This is a genomic window from Bacillus sp. MN7755 (genome assembly GCF_054771475.1).
Genome location: NZ_BTRL01000025.1, coordinates 136,682 through 153,620, shown reverse-complemented (window position 1 = coordinate 153,620; position 16,939 = coordinate 136,682). Strand labels below are relative to the sequence as shown.

At 34.8% G+C, this 16,939-nt stretch carries 16 protein-coding genes and 2 pseudogenes; 11 read left to right on the top strand and 7 right to left on the bottom strand.

The genetic code is table 11. From position 1 onward, the window contains the following. Entirely contained in the window at positions 1-417 is a 417-nt protein-coding gene (locus tag ACYVEC_RS25000) for a MarR family winged helix-turn-helix transcriptional regulator (protein ID WP_063220953.1), read from the bottom strand. A 189-nt stretch (positions 418-606) separates the two neighbouring features. Between ACYVEC_RS25000 and phaZ the strand changes: the two genes are divergently transcribed. From phaZ to ACYVEC_RS24975, 5 genes and pseudogenes are all read left to right on the top strand, one after another. Next, on the top strand, positions 607-1,509 hold the full coding sequence (gene phaZ / locus ACYVEC_RS24995) for an intracellular short-chain-length polyhydroxyalkanoate depolymerase (RefSeq protein ID WP_460508860.1): 903 nt from the start codon (positions 607-609) through the stop codon (positions 1,507-1,509). A gap of 60 nt (positions 1,510-1,569) precedes the next feature. Further along, positions 1,570-1,797 (top strand): annotated as a pseudogene (locus ACYVEC_RS24990) (hypothetical protein). Between the two features lie 113 nt (positions 1,798-1,910). Continuing rightward, a complete protein-coding gene (locus tag ACYVEC_RS24985) occupies positions 1,911-3,107 on the top strand; it encodes an MFS transporter (RefSeq protein ID WP_098555751.1) in 1,197 nt (398 codons plus the stop codon). Next, positions 3,091-3,291: an NETI motif-containing protein gene (locus ACYVEC_RS24980; protein ID WP_000166303.1), complete on the top strand. Its 201-nt coding sequence runs from the start codon at positions 3,091-3,093 to the stop codon at positions 3,289-3,291. The genes ACYVEC_RS24985 and ACYVEC_RS24980 overlap by 17 nt, the downstream gene beginning before the upstream one ends. Positions 3,292-3,637: 346 nt before the next feature. Next, positions 3,638-4,096, top strand: coding sequence for a VOC family protein (locus ACYVEC_RS24975; RefSeq protein WP_063220956.1), 459 nt, complete (start codon positions 3,638-3,640; stop codon positions 4,094-4,096). 129 nt (positions 4,097-4,225) lie between these two features. Here the strand turns inward: ACYVEC_RS24975 and ACYVEC_RS24970 are convergent, their stop codons facing one another. Further along, positions 4,226-5,308 carry an S-layer homology domain-containing protein gene (locus tag ACYVEC_RS24970; RefSeq protein WP_063220957.1) on the bottom strand — a complete coding sequence of 361 codons (1,083 nt, stop codon included), beginning with the start codon at positions 5,306-5,308 and terminating at the stop codon, positions 4,226-4,228. 397 nt (positions 5,309-5,705) lie between these two features. On the opposite strand from ACYVEC_RS24970, the gene ACYVEC_RS24965 reads away from it, so the two are divergent. After that, positions 5,706-6,038, top strand: coding sequence for a DUF3895 domain-containing protein (locus tag ACYVEC_RS24965; protein WP_063220958.1), 333 nt, complete (start codon positions 5,706-5,708; stop codon positions 6,036-6,038). Between the two features lie 99 nt (positions 6,039-6,137). Here ACYVEC_RS24965 and ACYVEC_RS24960 read toward each other — a convergent pair whose 3' ends face one another. Beyond that, complete coding sequence (locus ACYVEC_RS24960; RefSeq protein ID WP_063220959.1) at positions 6,138-6,845, bottom strand: DNA alkylation repair protein; 708 nt, start codon at positions 6,843-6,845, stop codon at positions 6,138-6,140. Between the two features lie 400 nt (positions 6,846-7,245). Between ACYVEC_RS24960 and ACYVEC_RS24955 the strand changes: the two are divergent. After that, a pseudogene (locus ACYVEC_RS24955) lies at positions 7,246-7,449 on the top strand (hypothetical protein); the annotation flags it as partial. 184 nt (positions 7,450-7,633) lie between these two features. Here ACYVEC_RS24955 and ACYVEC_RS24950 read toward each other — a convergent pair. Then, a complete protein-coding gene (locus tag ACYVEC_RS24950; protein WP_063220961.1) occupies positions 7,634-8,866 on the bottom strand; it encodes an MFS transporter in 1,233 nt (410 codons plus the stop codon). A 225-nt stretch (positions 8,867-9,091) separates the two neighbouring features. Here ACYVEC_RS24950 and ACYVEC_RS24945 point away from each other — a divergent pair, with 225 nt between their 5' ends. Further along, complete coding sequence (locus ACYVEC_RS24945) at positions 9,092-9,673, top strand: TetR/AcrR family transcriptional regulator (RefSeq protein WP_063220962.1); 582 nt, start codon at positions 9,092-9,094, stop codon at positions 9,671-9,673. Between the two features lie 81 nt (positions 9,674-9,754). On the opposite strand, the gene ACYVEC_RS24940 is transcribed toward ACYVEC_RS24945, so the two are convergent. The 3 genes from ACYVEC_RS24940 to ACYVEC_RS24930 are packed head-to-tail and all read right to left on the bottom strand — an operon-like array spanning position 9,755 to position 11,059. Continuing rightward, entirely contained in the window at positions 9,755-10,201 is a 447-nt protein-coding gene (locus ACYVEC_RS24940; RefSeq protein WP_063220963.1) for a DUF7832 domain-containing protein, read from the bottom strand. A gap of 26 nt (positions 10,202-10,227) precedes the next feature. Further along, positions 10,228-10,530, bottom strand: coding sequence for a contact-dependent growth inhibition system immunity protein (locus ACYVEC_RS24935; protein WP_063220993.1), 303 nt, complete (start codon positions 10,528-10,530; stop codon positions 10,228-10,230). Positions 10,531-10,579: 49 nt separating this feature from the next. Further along, positions 10,580-11,059 carry a hypothetical protein gene (locus ACYVEC_RS24930; protein ID WP_063220964.1) on the bottom strand — a complete coding sequence of 160 codons (480 nt, stop codon included), beginning with the start codon at positions 11,057-11,059 and terminating at the stop codon, positions 10,580-10,582. A gap of 422 nt (positions 11,060-11,481) precedes the next feature. On the opposite strand from ACYVEC_RS24930, the gene ACYVEC_RS24925 reads away from it, so the two are divergent. The 3 genes from ACYVEC_RS24925 to ACYVEC_RS24915 all read left to right on the top strand — a co-directional run bounded on the left by ACYVEC_RS24925 (position 11,482) and on the right by ACYVEC_RS24915 (position 16,796). Beyond that, positions 11,482-13,254 (top strand): S-layer homology domain-containing protein, encoded by a 1,773-nt coding sequence (locus ACYVEC_RS24925; RefSeq protein ID WP_063220994.1) that lies wholly within the window; start codon positions 11,482-11,484, stop codon positions 13,252-13,254. Positions 13,255-13,581: 327 nt separating this feature from the next. Continuing rightward, positions 13,582-14,325 carry a DnaD domain-containing protein gene (locus tag ACYVEC_RS24920; RefSeq protein ID WP_098557003.1) on the top strand — a complete coding sequence of 248 codons (744 nt, stop codon included), beginning with the start codon at positions 13,582-13,584 and terminating at the stop codon, positions 14,323-14,325. A gap of 80 nt (positions 14,326-14,405) precedes the next feature. Next, entirely contained in the window at positions 14,406-16,796 is a 2,391-nt protein-coding gene (locus tag ACYVEC_RS24915) for a penicillin acylase family protein (protein WP_460508848.1), read from the top strand. Positions 16,797-16,939: the final 143 nt, after the last annotated feature.

Here is a 16,939-nt window from a genome sequence, read left to right as displayed (position 1 = left end):
TTAATCTAAGTTTTTAATAATTTGTTGTAACACTTGAAATGCTTGATGTAAATCATCTTCGCTAATACCTTCTAGCGTCTTTTCTTCGAAAGTATCAACTTCTTCTTGCCATACCGGGATCATTTTTATCGCTGTTTCTGATAAAGAAATGAGCTTCTCACGGCGATCTTTTCCTTCTGTACGAATAATCCATCCCATCGTTTCCATACGTGTTAACGTACGAGTCATCGTTGGTGATTCAACATTTAAATACTGGCACAATTCTGTTTGCGTACAAGAACCGGTTTGATTAATGCGGAAAATAACAGCCCATTGCGCACTAAATAATCCAGTGGGAGATACACGTTCATTAAATTTCTTCGTAAACTTGCGAGAAGTCTGGCTGACAATGTGAAAAAAATGTTGTTTTTCGTCCATGTATTTTGATCCTTTCAAATTAGTTACCTAGCTAACTATATACTTTTTTATAATAATTGTCTAGTAATAGACATGTTGATTTATGTAAAAAATTCGTATAGCTTTTTTGTTGAGAACATATATTCTGCATGTTATTCTTTAAGTAAGTAAAGAATTTTCTTTCTATTGAAAAGAATGGGGGAACTTGTGATGATTAAGCCTGCAACAATGGAGTTTGTTTCACTAGCGAACGGAGAAACGATTGCGTATCAGGAAGTTGGAAGGCAAAATACAGAAATTCTTGTACTCATTCACGGGAACATGACATCGTCACAACATTGGGACTTAGTTATTGAAAAGCTGCAAGATCAATACCATATTTACGCTCTTGATTTAAGAGGATTTGGTCAATCAACATATAATAAATCGATAGATTCATTACAAGACTTTGTAGAAGATGTAAAACTAGTTATCGATCAATTAAAACTAGAGAAGTTTTCATTAATGGGCTGGTCAATGGGCGGTGGTGTTGCGATGCAATTTACAGCGAATCATCCAACGTTTGTCGAAAAGTTAATTTTAGTAGAATCAGTAGGAATGAAGGGCTATCCAATCTTTAAAAAAGATATTAACGGGCAACCGATCGTAACGAGTCTATTAAAAACAAAAGAAGAAATCGCGCAAGATCCAGTACAAATTGCACCAGTACTAGATGCGATAAAAAATATGAATAAATTATATTACCGTACAGTATGGAATTTATTAATATATACACATAATCAACCTGAACCGGATCGTTATGAAAAGTATTTAGATGATATGTTAACGCAACGTAATTTCGTAGATGTGAATTATGCGCTCATTACATTTAATATTTCGGATGAACATAATGGGGTTATAGAGGGAAATAAGCAAATTCATCGTATTAAAGCTCCGACACTCATCATACAAGGTGATAGAGATTATGTCGTACCGCAAGTAGTCGGTGAAGAATTAGCAAAACATTTGCCGAATGCAGAATTAAAATTGTTAGAAGATTGCGGTCATTCTCCGTTTATTGATTGTTTAGATGTATTTATAAAACATGTAGAGGGTTGGTTAGAACAGAAATAATCCCCGAAATGAACGGTGTTGCATATACTATAACATTGTAGGTAAAAGGGGAGATTATCAGTGCATCATCCGCTCTTAATTGCGCATTCGCCATATAATCATCACTTATATACAAAAATAATGATAGATCCGATGTATATGCAAGTTTCATGAGCTATAGTTCCTTTACAAATGCAGCAGCCATCAATAGCTCATGCACATCACCACTTATATGGACCATCATTTTATGAAAATCCATATTTCAAGCACTTTCATTACAATGTGAAAGCACAAGTTTGGGAAGGATAGGAAGCTAAAAGATTCATTCTTTTAGCTTCTTTTTTATTGCGGATATTCGTACACGCATTTGCAGAAACAGTTTATAATGAAAAGTGGAAAGCGTGAGAAGGAGAGGGAAAGGGATGTCAATGCGTTTTACTTTTTGGATTATGGTTGGGATTGTAGCAATCTCGGGTTTGTCACAAGGTATGCTCTTACCGGCCATTGCAATGATCTTTGAACAAGAAGGGGTTAGTTCAAGTATTAACGGTATTCATGCGACGGCACTATACATTGGGATATTAGTGATCTCACCGTTTCTTGAAAAACCGATGCAAAAGTTTGGAATGAAGCCAATTATCGTTATTGGTGGGTTTCTCGTTATTATTTCATTATTCTTTTTTACACAAACATTTTCGTTTTGGGTATGGTTTATCCTTAGATTTTTAGTTGGAGTCGGAGATCATATGCTTCATGTCGGAACACAAACATGGATCACGACAACATCAGACCCGAGTAAAATAGGGAGACAAGTATCGATATACGGTGTATTCTTCGGAATTGGTTTTGCCGTCGGTCCGTATTTAGCAAGCACAGTTCAGTACGCTCTTGCAACGCCGTTTATTATATCTACTGTACTTTGTCTAATAGGGTGGCTGTTACTATTACCAACAAAAAATGCATTCCCAGCACAAGATGAAAGAGAAGTGAAGAGTGAATCATCATTTTCTCGTTATAAACAAGTTGTTGGATTAGGATGGATTGCGTTACTTGGACCACTTGCATATGGCGTACTGGAAGCAATGTTAAACAGTAACTTACCAGTATACGCGCTTCGAAAAGGATGGTCTGTTTCAGAAGTATCCTTCTTATTACCAGCATTTGCAGTTGGGGGCATTATTACACAAATTCCGCTCGGTATATTAAGTGACAAATACGGAAGGGACCGTATATTAACGTGGACGTTCAGCATAAGTACGGGCATTTTTCTACTGGCAGCCGTATTTGATCAATATTACTGGATCGTCTTTGCCTGCATGTTGTTGGCGGGTATGGTCATTGGATCGTGCTTCTCATTAGGGCTTGGATTTATGACAGATTTATTACCGAGACACTTATTACCAGCAGGTAATATATTATCTGGAATCGCCTTTAGTTTAGGAAGTATACTGGGACCTGTATTAGGAGGCGTATTTATAGAAAAAATACAGTATACAAGCTTTTTCATTGCAGTTATGATTATAATAGGCATTCTCGCAATGTTATATATGATCTACATGAAGAATCAATTCGCATCAAGAAAAATAGAAAGTAGGTTAGGGCATGACAAAACAACCTAATAAAAAGAAATTTGAAGTACTCGAAAATGAAACAATTACAGACTGCTTAGCACGTATGGAACAAGAAGGCTATGCACCGTCTCGTCGCATGGAAGAGCCAATCTTTCATGAAGTGAAGAAAGACGGCAAAACAGTAGTTGAACCGTGCGGTAGAAAGATTGTTTTTGAGGGGAAATTGAAGTAATACACATAGCAAATTTTCTTTATAGTATAGAGCCACCCAATTCATTTGAGTTGGGTGGCTTGTTTTTTTTATAACTAATCAATGACAAAATAAGCAATGTAGTCTTCGTTTGTAATTGAAGAATACTTAATTTCTAGAACTTGGGCAGTGGGATATAAATTATAAAGCTATATATTTATCCCGCTATTTGCGGGTTGTAAGACCCCCACTGATTAAAGTTTCACTTTATACCTTTGTAGGAAAGAACAATTATACAAAAGTAGGATGATTTCAAATGTATTTATTTGTAGTATAAAGACAAAATATATTTTTGAAAAATCGTAATATAGGTGAGGGGGAAGACATAATGATACAAAGCATATTTGAAACTCATTTACATGTAAGAAATTTAGAAAAGGCGATAGATTTCTATCAAAATAAGTTAGGTTTAACATTAGCAAAGAAACTATTAAAAAGACGAGTTGTGTTCTTTTGGGTAGGAGAAAATAAAAAACAAATGCTCGGATTATGGGAAGTACATACTAATGAAGAGTTTGAGACGAAACACTTCGCTTTTCGTGTAGATTTAGATTTTTTAAAGAATGCTAAATTGTGGTTAGAGAAGCGTGGAATAGAGGTAGTAGGGAGTCAGGGAAAAGGAAATCGAGAACCAATTGTCCAAAGGTGGATGCCAGCTGCAAGCGTATATTTTCTAGATTGTGATGGAAATAAATTAGAGTTTATTTCTATGTTACATGATGATCCAGATGAATTAGAATATGCAACGTATTTAAGTGAATGGGATGCGGAGCATCAAGAAAAATAAAGTTTAATCAGTAGGAGTTTTATAGCTTTGTATTATGTTAAATAGATAGAGACAAATAAAATCCTTCAAGAAAAGACATGTTCTTGAAGGATTTTTTATGCTTTATATATTTATATTGTTTGTAACTTATTAATTATATTCATGATTAGATATTTCAGCGCGTTGAATATAACCATCAGAGAAGCTGAAATAAAGATAATAGCTTCCTCGATTATATATAAAGCCTTCGCTAGTCATATCCCCTCCGATTTCATCTGGTTCACCAAACCACTCTTTTAATTCATTGATAGTTATATCCATTTTTACCCATATATGTCTTGCGTCCGAAGGGTACATGTCAATATTATAATTTCCGTATACCGCTGTATTAGGTGCATCACATTCTGTACATGGTGCTTTTTTCAAAACATCAGGCACTCCATATTCTTTTTTTACATCAGATATATCTTTACCCAATGAATTTAATTTAAATGGACCAAACGTCCCATTCTCTAAAGCTGTTGTTAACATTTGTTTCATTTCTTCTTTTGAATTGATGTTGAAATTATAATCTCTATTTTTTGCTATTGCATTATAGAAGAATTGTGCATATTGCTCACGCTTCACAAATGTGTTTCCGTTAAAATTACCTGCCTCGTCACCTTGTGCTATACGGTTACTACGCAGTGTATTTACAGCTTCATAAGCCCAATGACCTTTTGGCACGTCTTTAAATTTTCCTTGTTCTTTTGATTCTAAATGAAATGCTTTTTGTAATATTACTGCCATCTCATATCGAGTTAATACATCATCAGGACGAAATGTACCTGTTCCATCACCTGTCATAATTCCAGCTTGCGCAATGGCTTTAATATCTTTTTCAAACATATGATTTGTAATATCACTAAACATATTTCCTTGTTTATCGTCTGCGATTAACCCTAAATGTCGATTGACTAAAGAAGCTACCTGTCCTCTAGTGATGTTGTCCCCAAAACCAAATTTCCCATTTCCATACCCCTTATAAATCCCTGCTGCCGCTAAGTAATCAATAGCATCTTTTGACCAGTGGTCCTTTGGTACATCTGTAAATACAGTATTCGCATTGCTAGCTACCTTATAGCTATTCGTAGTTGTTTGAGCATTTACTGTACCTACCATAGTTGTAGTTGCTAATGCTGCGGTGATTATGAATCCGAAAAATTTTTTAGCTTTGCTTGTTTTCTTTCCCATTTGCGAAAGCCTCCCCAGTTTAAATTAACTTTATTAAATATACGTATTACACATTTAATACAACTAAATGCATGCATCGTAATTATAACATGTAAATTATAATTATTTGTCATTTATTTCCGTAATATGGATAAATTTTTGATAATATAACTTAAAATGTAATATTTGGATAATGGATATTCAGCTCTATTTAATAATGGTATATACAGTAAAACGTTCTGTTTTCCAATCTGCGATAGAAAACAGAACGTATATTTGGTATAATCAAAGTATACTATATGAAACGATGTACATGAGTTTGATATTTATGAAATAAGGTAAGTACTACATAATAATAACTACGCTTTAGGATTCAGTTCATGTTATACAAATCAATCGTTAGAAAGGAAAAGAAGTAATGAATCAAATTTCATTTGAAGATTTATTTGAAGAAGAAAACAAACCAGAAAAGGTTGAGGTAGCTGATATACCAGTACCTTTATCGCCATTACAAAAAGATATATTGGAATTAGTGGATTCTGAAGAAATAAGTGCACTTGAGCTATGTGAACAATTAATACGATCCGGCAAAATATCAGATGAAAGATTCACAACGAATAAGCCGAAAGCATATGGACAAATATGCTTAGTATTAGAAGATTTTGTTAAAGAAGGAAAGCTTATTTTTGTCAAAAGTGATGAGAAAAGAGATAGGGTTTATAAATTAAAAGAAGAAATTTCTAACATATAAGTTGTCCAGAGGTAAATGAATGTTTTCTAAGAAGAGAGTTCAGTAGTCAAAGAAAAAGGTGGTATCAATCAAGAAAGATTGATACCACCTTTTTCTTTTTTAACATCTTACATACTTACGTTTGAAACCAAGTCTGCCTCTATCAAGTTCTTTCTGAATACTTTCGGAAGCATTTAGCAAACTGCTTTTTTTATTATCACGTTTTACTTCAACTATACCAACTTCTTTTGCAATCTTGACTGCCTTTTCGTGTAGTGGCACATATGAAATTGCTACAGTGTTTAGAAAATTATTCATAGCGGATTTTCTTCGTTCTGGTGAATCATGGATCGTATTTTTTACCATTTCAAGCATAGTGGAAATTTTGCTTTCAGAAAACTCATTGTCTTTGCGATTTCCTAAAAGCCAGCAGTAGCAACTCCAGCCCGCTGACATTCGTAGCTCGTCTCCACTTGCAATCCATTTATCAGCAACATCTTGTGCAATATTTGATTCTGATAAAGTTACTGCTACCACATAATCGGACAACATATAAAAATATGCTCCGTCTATCCAGCGATCAAAATCAGACTCACTCATAGCTTTCGGATCCGCAATAATGCCTGCAAAGTACATAGCATCGTAGTTGCCTGTCGCATAAAGTTCTTCAGCTAACTCTTGATTTAATTTTATTTTTTTAGCGATTGGTTTCATAGCACCTGTAGCTACGCCGAAAACTGGCTCGTGCGCACCGTTAGATATGTATATTTTTTTCGTTCTTTCCTTACCGAGGGATTCAAGCTCTTGCATAACTGTTTTTAAATCCATAGCTGTGCACTTCCTTCCTTCATATAAAAATCATTTTAATTGCGATCATCTAGTTTAAATTTTTTATCATGTTTTCCATACTTCCTAATTTTAAATCTTATGTGAGTAGGATGTCTACTTTCTATAATTTATCGATAATTCAGTTAGTGATTTTGAAAGTCTAGCTATCTATAATTGTAAGGGTACTATATGAAAGTAGACGGGAAGGAAATACAGAAGTATAGCTTTTTACATAGATTGTTGGGATGAAAATAATATTTTACCTTTGGCTCTTTCTCGGTATTATCATGTTATTATTTGGTAAGGGGATAAATGGAATTTAAAGTTAAACATGTGAGGTTGGTTATAAATGATAAAGAAAATTACTAGAGTAGTATTAACTGCAGTTATGCCAATTGGTATTATTTTAGATAATAAAGATGAAGCAGGTCTCGTTTGGAAACAAATAGAGCGTGGGTCTATTATTGAAGTGCAATATGGTAAAGACCGCAATGATATTGTAGGCGTACAATTAGTAGGAGATCGTGAGCCATACGAAATTAGTGATAAGTTTGATCGGAATACGATAAACGAGATTGTCGAAAACGTTAAAGGGAATTTGTAATAGATGTACTTCGCTAGTATAGGATTTATTATTATAAAATGATGAATCGCATATGTGAAAATTTAGAATCAACGGCATTTTTTATATGAAAATGCCGTTGATTTGTGTTGAAAAGTAAATGCTATTCTATAGTCTTGTAGAAAAACACGTATGAAACATAAATGAATTATTCTTCTTTTAGCTGTTATGATCGCCGTAAGGTTATTATCCAAAATAAAAGAGCACAAGCACTAACAGATACACCTAATATGCATACTCCATCCCAACCATATTTTGCATACATATTTGTTGAAAGAATTGCACCTGTTGCACTACCGATAGAGTAAAAAATCATGTAACTGGCAGTGAGTCGACTTCTCGCTTCAGGACGCACTGTGAAAAGCATACTTTGATTGGTGACATGTACAGCTTGCACCGCTAAATCTAAAAGGATAATGCCGAAAATTAGTAATAATAGAGAATGGTTAATAGATTTAATTAGGAGCCATGAAAGTACTAATAATGATAAGGCTATGCCAGTTGTTCTTTGTCCGAATCCTTTATCAGCTAATTGTCCAGCTTTAGTAGCAGCTAATGCACCTGCAACTCCAGCAAGGCCGAATGCGCCAATAGCTGTATGCGAAAGGTTATGTGGTGTAGCACTTAGAGGCAATACTAAAGAAGTCCATAAAATACTGAATGAAGTAAAAATAAGCAATGCTAATATGCCGCGAATGCGTAAAAGTCGTTCTTCCAGAAATAATAAGAGAACAGAGTGTATTAACTTTCGGTAAGACATAGTTGTCACTTTTTTATGTTCAAGAGTTGGTAAGTTCCGGTGTAACAAAACAGTTACGAAGAGTAAAAGAATAGCGGAGGTGAGATAAACGGATCGCCATCCAGCTAAATCTGTTAATGTGCCTGCAAATGTACGGGCAAGGAGAATACCTAGTACAACGCCACTTGTAACGAAACCTACTATGCGTCCACGTTCAGTTGGATTAGCTAAAATTGATGCATATGCGACGAGTGTTTGCGTAACAGTTGCAAGAATTCCTACTAAGGCCATACCTATAAAAAGTACGGTGCTTGAGGGAGCGACCCCGATTATAATTAAAGCGAAAACAGATAAAAGCATTTGGAGAATTATTATTTTCTTTTGGTTTAATAAATCACCGAGTGGAACTAATAAAAGTAAACCGAGTGCATAACAAACTTGAGTGATAGTAATCACAATACCGATAGTTGAATGACTAATCTTAAATTCATTTGACAATGAATCAAGTAGTGGATGAGCAAAGTATATGTTTGCTACAGCCATCCCGCAAGCAATGGAGAATAATAGAGTCATATAGCGGGACATGATTGCACTAGCAGGTGAATGTAACTGAGTATGATTATGTTTTAGAGTGTTCATCATGTTTTCTTTGCTATTCATAAAATCAGCTCCTTTTTGTATCATTGAAAATAACATACCGAACGGTATGTTATTTTATAAGTAAAATATAATCTTGAAGAAATATTTATGTCAAGTTTATTTTGATTTTAATACGATTTTTTTGACACTTCGTTTATAATCTAATACGATATATAATATACTGATTGGTACATAAAAGGTGATGTGTAGTTTTAATAATTAGATGTAGAAAGGAGATGGTTTTAAATGGCACGACTACGCGAATTTGATGAAGAGAAAGCTTTAGATGCTGCTATGCAACTTTTTTGGGAGAAGGGATACGCAGCTACCTCATTAAGCGATTTAACTGCTAAAATGGGAATACAAAAGCCGAGTTTATATTCAGCCTTTGGTGATAAAGAGGGGTTATTTGAAGCAACATTAAGGAGATACACAAATTTACATGCGGCTAATATACGAACAAAACTTCAAAACGAACAATCCGTAAAAGAAGCAATTCGGACGTTTTTTGAAAATATGGTGGAAGAGGAATATAAAAAAGAGTTCAGTAAAGGCTGTTTTTGTATTAACACAATGGTCGAACTTGCTCCTCATAATGAAAAGTTTGAAGTACTGACTAGAGAACATCAAATGTATCTTGCAGTTGTTTTTCAAGAATTAATTATGAAAGGAATTCGATCAGGAGAACTACAAAGTGATTTGAACGCTAAAGCAGTAGCGCAAACATTAGTCACTTCCTTAATTGGATTATCAGTATTAATGAAATCACGCCCAGAACGTTCTGTTATAGATAATTCGGTATCGATAATAGTATCGTTAGTAAAATGATCTTTGGGTGAGGTGTTAATCAGCAAATTAGATATTAAGAAAGTCGATTCCTTATTAAAATAAGAAATCGACTTGTTATAATTATTTATTTTGTAAGTTGTCTTTCCAAAAATTATAGCTATTATCAATAACGTTTTTTAATTTGAAATAGTTTTCCCAAGTATCTTGCACGTGGTAGAGAGTTTCGCCTTCGTCTATAAAAACATCACTGTAATCATTTATATATTTCCAGTCCTCGTCATGGTTAAAGTAGTACTTTGCGAATTGGTTGCCCTCATCATTTAACATGTCGTCTGCTAAAACGCCATCCCAGTTCATATAAATTTCTGTGCCAGTCATTTGTTTAAGTTTAAACTGATTAATTTCGTCTTGAGATTCTTCTTCAAATTCTTCACTAAATAAATTATGTTCAAGTATCCATCCTAAAAACATACCAGTATGTACAAAAGCTTGATCAATTGGTAAGTCCTCAGGAAAATCACCTTGATAATGGTACTTCGCTTTATCATAAACGATCGTATTTAACAATTAGGTCATCCCCTTTTATATATAATCTAATAAACTTGTACGGTTTGTTTTAATATTTCAACTATGTTTTCAAGCCATTCTACCGGTGTGATTTCTAGCCCTTCAAAATATATCCCATCTGCTGAATATCGAATGTACGCTTGCTTTTCTTCAATGCTATAATCACTTTTTAGAAATTTAGATAGAAAAACAATAGAGTCTTGTAAATATTCCTTGTGTGCCTCTTCTAATAATTCTTTAAGTGCTTCTTCGTAGAAAGTATCTTGATGGAAAGTGCCAGCTAGAAATTGGAAAACTTCATCATCTTCCATATTTTCTATTTGTAGCATACTCATACTCATCCTCCTTGTTTCGTATGTAGTGATATTTCACAATTAATTAATCTAGAATAATTAATTGTGAAAATAAACTTTCTATGTCTTTAGCATCTTTCTTGAAAAATTTAAGTATGCGTGCCATAACGTAGTAATTTTCCCCGCCACGCTCTGATACTAGAACATTCTTTTCGTTTTCTTTTGTAACTTCATTTTCTAATACAGAGTAGATGTGTTTGAAATCGCCTTTTTCAAATACTACACAACATGTTAATAATGCTATGCTGTAGTAATAGCCAATCACATCATACATAGCAAATTGATTGTTTGGCATTAAATCTAATTGGTAAGAGTGTACTGTATTGGCAACGAGTCTAGTTATTCCTTCAGATTCAATAAAAGGTTTCATACGTAAGCAGTGATTTTTATTTAGTGGTGCATGAGCAAAAGATTTTAACTTATTAACTAGTTTCTTTACAATTTTTTGGTCTTCTTCATTTAATGTATCAATATTAGTGAGTAAAATATGAGCAATTTCTTCCATATAAAAACTCCTTTCAATGTAAAAACTATATTATAGCAAAAAATTGAAAAAGTTAGTATTTTCAAATGGGGAAATTACATTAAATCAGGATCTAATTAATAGATACATAGTAGTTATGAAACATCATAAAGTTCCTTCTTATTGAAAAAAATCAGTAAAAGGTATCCTAATCTATTTTTTGAGAAGTAGTAGGGTGTAAGGGGATAAGTGCTTTTGACGGCGATTGCAATTGGTTATAAAATAATGTCTGTTAAGGGATTTTATAGAAACTATCATTCACCTGCTGGGGATAAAATGAAGTGTTTATAAAAAGGCGGAATAAACATATTTTTATACATAGTAGATTCATAGTCTTTCACTAATGAGAAAATAAAGGGAGGTTGAGATACTTACACGAACAGTGTAGGGTGTCGATTACAGCAATGAATAAAATAATAAAAAAAAGAGTAATTGCGTTATCAACTAGTTTAGTAATATTAGGTGGCGCGCCTTTAGCGATATCAGCAGAAGAGAGTAAAACTGATCAACTTCGTATCGCACAAGGGGAACATGGAACAAACGGATTAAGCTATTCTCATTTCAATCTAGAAACTCCTGATCACATGCAAATTAACGAAGCAGAAGTATCAGAAAACGAGAAAATACTTCTAGAAGAATATAAGCATAAACATGATGAAACAGAAGAGTTACATAAAATGAAAGAAGCTAAAAAAGGTCAAGTAGCAGAAGATGAAGCTATTTCAAACATTGAAAAGGCATTTGAACATGTAGACGGTCGAAATGATGGCTCTACTCGTGAAATGAAGCCGGTTGAAAAGCCAAGAGCTATTCAGTATAGTGCATCGATGACTACAAAGAAATATGGAACACTTGCAGGTACTCCATTTGTAGAGTGGATTGTTCCAGCAGGAAATCCTGATATTCGCCCTGCTAATCCGATGAAAGCACGCTACATTACAATTCACGAGACTGCAAACACAGCCCGTGGTGCGAATGCTGAAAATCATGCGAAATATTTGTATAAACAAGCAACGGAAGGTACGTTCCGAACAGCTTCATGGCATTTTACTGTAGACGACAAACAAATCTATCAGCACTTACCAACAAATGAAAATGGTTGGCATGCAGGAGATGGTGATGGCTCAGGAAATAGAGAGTCTATCGGTATCGAAATTTCAGTTAACCAAGATGGAGATTACAATAAAGCGTTAGAGAATGCAAAGAGACTTGCAGGTTATTTAATGAACAAAGAAGGTATTAGTGCGGATCACATTTATAGGCATCAACAATGGAGTGGAAAAAACTGTCCTGATATTTTAATTTCTCGTGGGAATTGGACTGGCTTCGTACAAGGTATTCAATGGTACGCAAATGTTAACGCACAAATTGATTCGCCTTTACAAGAAAGAAATGAGCTATTTGATTCAAATGAATATAATCCAGCTGAACCTAATATGGAGCTTGTAGTGAATGGTGACGGTATAAACGTACGTAGTGGCGTAGGACTTGAGCATCATATTGTTCGTAAAGCTTCAAACGGAGATCGTTACAAAGTGTTAGCAGTTAAAAATGGTTGGTATAAAATAGGTAATGATGAGTGGATTTTCTATAACCCAAGTTGGATTAAGATAAACTATAATGTGCCAAATAAAGAAGTGCAAAAACCAAAAGATGATATTACAGGTGGATGGTTTGAAGGGCATATTCGTAAGCTGAACAGCCTCGGAATTATGCACGGTGAAGGAAATGGTGTATTTGCGCCTTATCGTAATGTAACGAGAGCTGAGTTTGCGACATTAATCTCAAATGCTCTAAAGCTACCAGAAGGAAATAAGTCATTTGTAGATATTAACAAAGCGCATCCATCACTTCATAGCGGTATTAAACGTAGTGCAAGTGCAGGAATTATTAACGGTCGTGGCGGAGGGATTTTTGATCCTAACGCATCTATCACACGTGAAGAAGCATCTATCATGATTGACAACGCATTACAGTATAAAGGTGTTACAGGTAAATTAGTCGCATTACCATTTACAGATCAACATTTGATTACATACCAACAGCCAGTTCAGCGGTTATATAGCTTAAAGGTAGTTACAGGTGTTGGAAATAATGAGTTTAATCCTAAAGGGACAACAACTCGTGGTGAAGCAGCTGCCTTTTTAGTGAAGATGTTAGACTCTATGCAGAAATAAATGAATTGTATGTAGTAGTTTGTACTGGTACAAGAAAAAGTAATAAGGATTTTAAAGGAGCTATTCAAATGGAACAGCTCCTTTTTATATTAGCCACTATTAAGCCCCTTCCAAGCCCCTCATAAGCACCTACCAAGTAATAAATTACTAAGAAAAAACAATACAAAACAAAAACAACTACAAGAACAAAAAGCGCGAAAAAATAAAACCGTCGTTGTAGTAGTTAAAAAAAATTAGAATTCAAATGCAAAAACTAAGCCCTCATCCCTATATGTATATTGAAGGGTTGAAATCTGACTTTATATGAATACAAGGGGAGGTAAATATATGGCGGTGTACCGTAATGTGCAGGTGAACTTTTGGCAAGATGAATTCATATTAGATTTAACGCCAGAGGAGCGTTATTTTTACATATATTTGTTAACTGGTACGAAAACGAAGCAATGTGGAATTTACGTATTACCGATGCGAGTGGCAGAGCTTGAAACAGGCTACAGTATGGAGACTGTTGAGAAGTTGTTAAGTAGATTTGTGGAATACGGGAAGATTTTATATGATGGGGAAACGAAAGAGTTATACATCATAAATTGGCTACACTATAACCCTATTGTAAACACGAATGTAGAAAAGTGTGTGTTGCGTGAGCTAAAGACTGTAAAAAATAAAGAGTTCATACATATGTTTTTACGTAAATGTTTGGAAGAAGAATGGAAGATTCCATTGTTATTGCAGCATTTTGGTATGCCAGAAGAAGAGGATACTAGTAGTTCGGAAGTAGTTTTTGAAGAGAAAGAAGAGGTAGAAAGTATAGAAGAGACCGTTCCATATAGTGAAGTTTACAAGTCTTATGAACAACATATTAGCAGTTTATCCCCATATATCGTGAAGGAATTGAAGAATTGGATACAAAGACTTTCAGGAGAGAAAGTATTAGAGGCGCTTAAAATTGCGTTTGAACATAATAAGCGAACGTTTGCTTATGTGAAGGGGATTTTGAGGAATTGGTGTAAGAAAGGACGGGGAGATTTCAGTGGAAGAAAGGAAGGAGAAGTCTGTTTACATGATCCATAGCATAAGAAAAGATGGATTTTTCCTATTCTAAAAGGTTCTTTCAAAATAGAAGCGAATAGTTTGAGAAAGGAGGGGGTTATATGGAAGTCGTCGTAAAGAAGAAACGAACTAGGGGTAAGAGAATTTTTATTTGGTCTAGTAGTATCGTTCTTTTGTTAGTTATTTGTACAGCGATTTTTTTGAACATATATACGCTGAGTTCTGTGCCAAAGATAGATGGAACGATAAAGCTTGAGGATTTACAACATGCTGTTATGGTGAAGCGAGATAGTAAAGGGGTACCGCATATTAAAGCGGAAAATGCACATGATTTATATTTTTCGCAAGGGTATGTACAAGCGCAAGATCGTTTGTTTCAAATGGATTTAAGTAGAAGGCAAGCTTCTGGGATGTTAAGTGAAGTTGTAGGGGAAGCAGCTGTTGATCGAGATAAGTTGTTTCGGACGCTAGGTTTAAGACGAGCAGCCGAAGCATCTGTTAGTCAATATGATGGAGAAGTAAAATATGCCCTGCAGTCATTTGCTGATGGGGTGAATGGTTTTATACGTGAGGCGAAAGAGGAAAAGAAATTGCCGGTCGAGTTTATTATATTAGGTTATGAGCCCGCTGAATGGTCAATTGTTGATACTTTAACGATTGGAAAGTATATGGCGTTTGATTTAGGCGGACATTGGCACGGACAGGCGTTTCGATATTGGGCGCTGAAAAATCTACCGAAAGAGCAAGCAAATGAACTATTTCCTACATATCCGAAAGATGCGCCTAGATTGCTAGCTGAATTGAAAAATACAAATGTGGATGTAGCACAAAGTTTTGCAAAAGCGATTATTCCACCAGAGTTTAATGGTAGCAATAACTGGGTTATAAGCGGTGAGAAGAGTGCGTCTGGTAAGCCTATTTTAGCAGATGACCCTCATTTATCTCTTGCGACGCCTTCTATTTGGTATCAATCGAAACTTGAAATGAAAGATTTGAATGTGAGTGGTGTTATTTTCGCTGGAGTGCCAGGTGTTATATTAGGACACAATGACAAAATAGCATGGGGCGTTACGAATACAGGTCCTGATGTGCAAGATTTATATATTGAGAAGCGAAATCCTAATAATGAAAATGAATTTCTGTATAACGATAAGTGGGAAAAAGCTACTGTTGTAGATGAATCTATTAGAGTAAAAGGCGGAAAGACAATACCGTATAATGTTACGGTTACGAGGCATGGTCCAGTCATTTCAGAGTTTGCAGATAAAGGGAAAGAGAAAACGAAAACAGTATTCGCTTTGAAATGGACTGCTCTGGAGCCTTCCGCTGAATTAAAGGCTGTATTAAATATGAATAAGGCGAAAGATTGGAATGAGTTTGAAACGGCTCTTCAAGATTTTCATATACCGACCCAAAACTTTGTATTTGCATCAAACGACGGCACTATTGCTTATAAAGCGAATGGAAATATACCAGTACGTAAAAAAGGAGATGGTAGTTTACCAGTGCCAGGATGGACAGATGAATATGAATGGGAAGGGTATATCCCGTTTGATCAACTTCCAAAAGTAATCAATCCAAAACAAGGGTTTATTTCAACTGCGAATAATAAAATTGTTGATGATAATTATCCGTATCATATTAGTAATACGTGGGCGCAGCCATATAGACAAATGCGTATTCAAGAGTTTTTACAAGAGAAGGAAAAGTATACGGTGAAAGATTTAGAAGAGTTACAGATGGATCAAAAGAATTTATACGGGAAAGAGTTTACTCCTATATTTTTAAAAGAATTAAATAAAGCATCTTTAAATGAAGTAGAGAAAGAAGGCGTAAAACAATTAACAAAGTGGAATTATTACGATAGTAAAGATGAAGCGGCACCATTAATATTCCATTTGTTAATGAAAGAGATTTCAAATACGTTATTTTCAAAAGAAATACCGAAAGATGTGATGGAGTTATTTGAAGGGAAATCACAAGTTGTTGATGAAATGATTCGAAAAGAAGTAGCAGGAGAAAATAGCGCTTGGTTTACGAAGTACGGAGGCTTCACGAAAGTTGTGCATACATCGTACGAGAATGTAATGAAGAAATTACAGAAGGAGTATGGACCTGATGTTGCGGAGTGGAAGTGGGGCGATTACCATCAACTTGCTTTTACACATCCAATCTCAAAATCATCTAGTATGTTAGCGCTACTTGCATTTAATCGTGAGAAACCAGTTCCAATTGGCGGAAGTCAAGTTACCGTTCAAGCAGCGAGTTACGGAGATAACGGTATTGTCAATCACGGGGTGTCTTGGAGATTCGTTATTGATACGAAAGATATGTCAAACGGTTATCATATCGTAGGGCCAGGACAATCAGGACATTTTAGAAGCGATTGGTATCATGATCAAATAGATGATTGGGTAAATGGAGAGTATCATACGACTTCATTGAATACGGATGGAATAGAAGGGAAAGTGTTAACTTTACAGCCGAAGTGATAATATTTCCACTGATGAAAACTTATAAATTAGAACATAACCCACGCCTTAGATAATTTTAAAAGCCTACTATCAGTTAAGTGGATAGTAGGCTTTTGTATTTTAGAGAATAAGATTCAATGATTTTATTATTACAAAACAGT

Excerpts from the sequence above, each read along its gene's own strand:
- ACYVEC_RS25000 (WP_063220953.1), bottom strand. The coding sequence starts at position 417 with ATGGACGAAAAACAACATTTTTTTCACATTGTCAGCCAGACTTCTCGC.
- phaZ (WP_460508860.1), top strand. The coding sequence starts at position 607 with ATGATTAAGCCTGCAACAATGGAGTTTGTTTCACTAGCGAACGGAGAA.
- ACYVEC_RS24985 (WP_098555751.1), top strand. The coding sequence starts at position 1,911 with ATGTCAATGCGTTTTACTTTTTGGATTATGGTTGGGATTGTAGCAATC.
- ACYVEC_RS24980 (WP_000166303.1), top strand. The coding sequence starts at position 3,091 with ATGACAAAACAACCTAATAAAAAGAAATTTGAAGTACTCGAAAATGAA.
- ACYVEC_RS24975 (WP_063220956.1), top strand. The coding sequence starts at position 3,638 with ATGATACAAAGCATATTTGAAACTCATTTACATGTAAGAAATTTAGAA.
- ACYVEC_RS24970 (WP_063220957.1), bottom strand. The coding sequence starts at position 5,308 with ATGGGAAAGAAAACAAGCAAAGCTAAAAAATTTTTCGGATTCATAATC.
- ACYVEC_RS24965 (WP_063220958.1), top strand. The coding sequence starts at position 5,706 with ATGAATCAAATTTCATTTGAAGATTTATTTGAAGAAGAAAACAAACCA.
- ACYVEC_RS24960 (WP_063220959.1), bottom strand. The coding sequence starts at position 6,845 with ATGGATTTAAAAACAGTTATGCAAGAGCTTGAATCCCTCGGTAAGGAA.
- ACYVEC_RS24950 (WP_063220961.1), bottom strand. The coding sequence starts at position 8,866 with ATGAATAGCAAAGAAAACATGATGAACACTCTAAAACATAATCATACT.
- ACYVEC_RS24945 (WP_063220962.1), top strand. The coding sequence starts at position 9,092 with ATGGCACGACTACGCGAATTTGATGAAGAGAAAGCTTTAGATGCTGCT.
- ACYVEC_RS24935 (WP_063220993.1), bottom strand. The coding sequence starts at position 10,530 with ATGCTACAAATAGAAAATATGGAAGATGATGAAGTTTTCCAATTTCTA.
- ACYVEC_RS24930 (WP_063220964.1), bottom strand. The coding sequence starts at position 11,059 with ATGGAAGAAATTGCTCATATTTTACTCACTAATATTGATACATTAAAT.
- ACYVEC_RS24925 (WP_063220994.1), top strand. The coding sequence starts at position 11,482 with ATGAATAAAATAATAAAAAAAAGAGTAATTGCGTTATCAACTAGTTTA.
- ACYVEC_RS24920 (WP_098557003.1), top strand. The coding sequence starts at position 13,582 with ATGGCGGTGTACCGTAATGTGCAGGTGAACTTTTGGCAAGATGAATTC.
- ACYVEC_RS24915 (WP_460508848.1), top strand. The coding sequence starts at position 14,406 with ATGGAAGTCGTCGTAAAGAAGAAACGAACTAGGGGTAAGAGAATTTTT.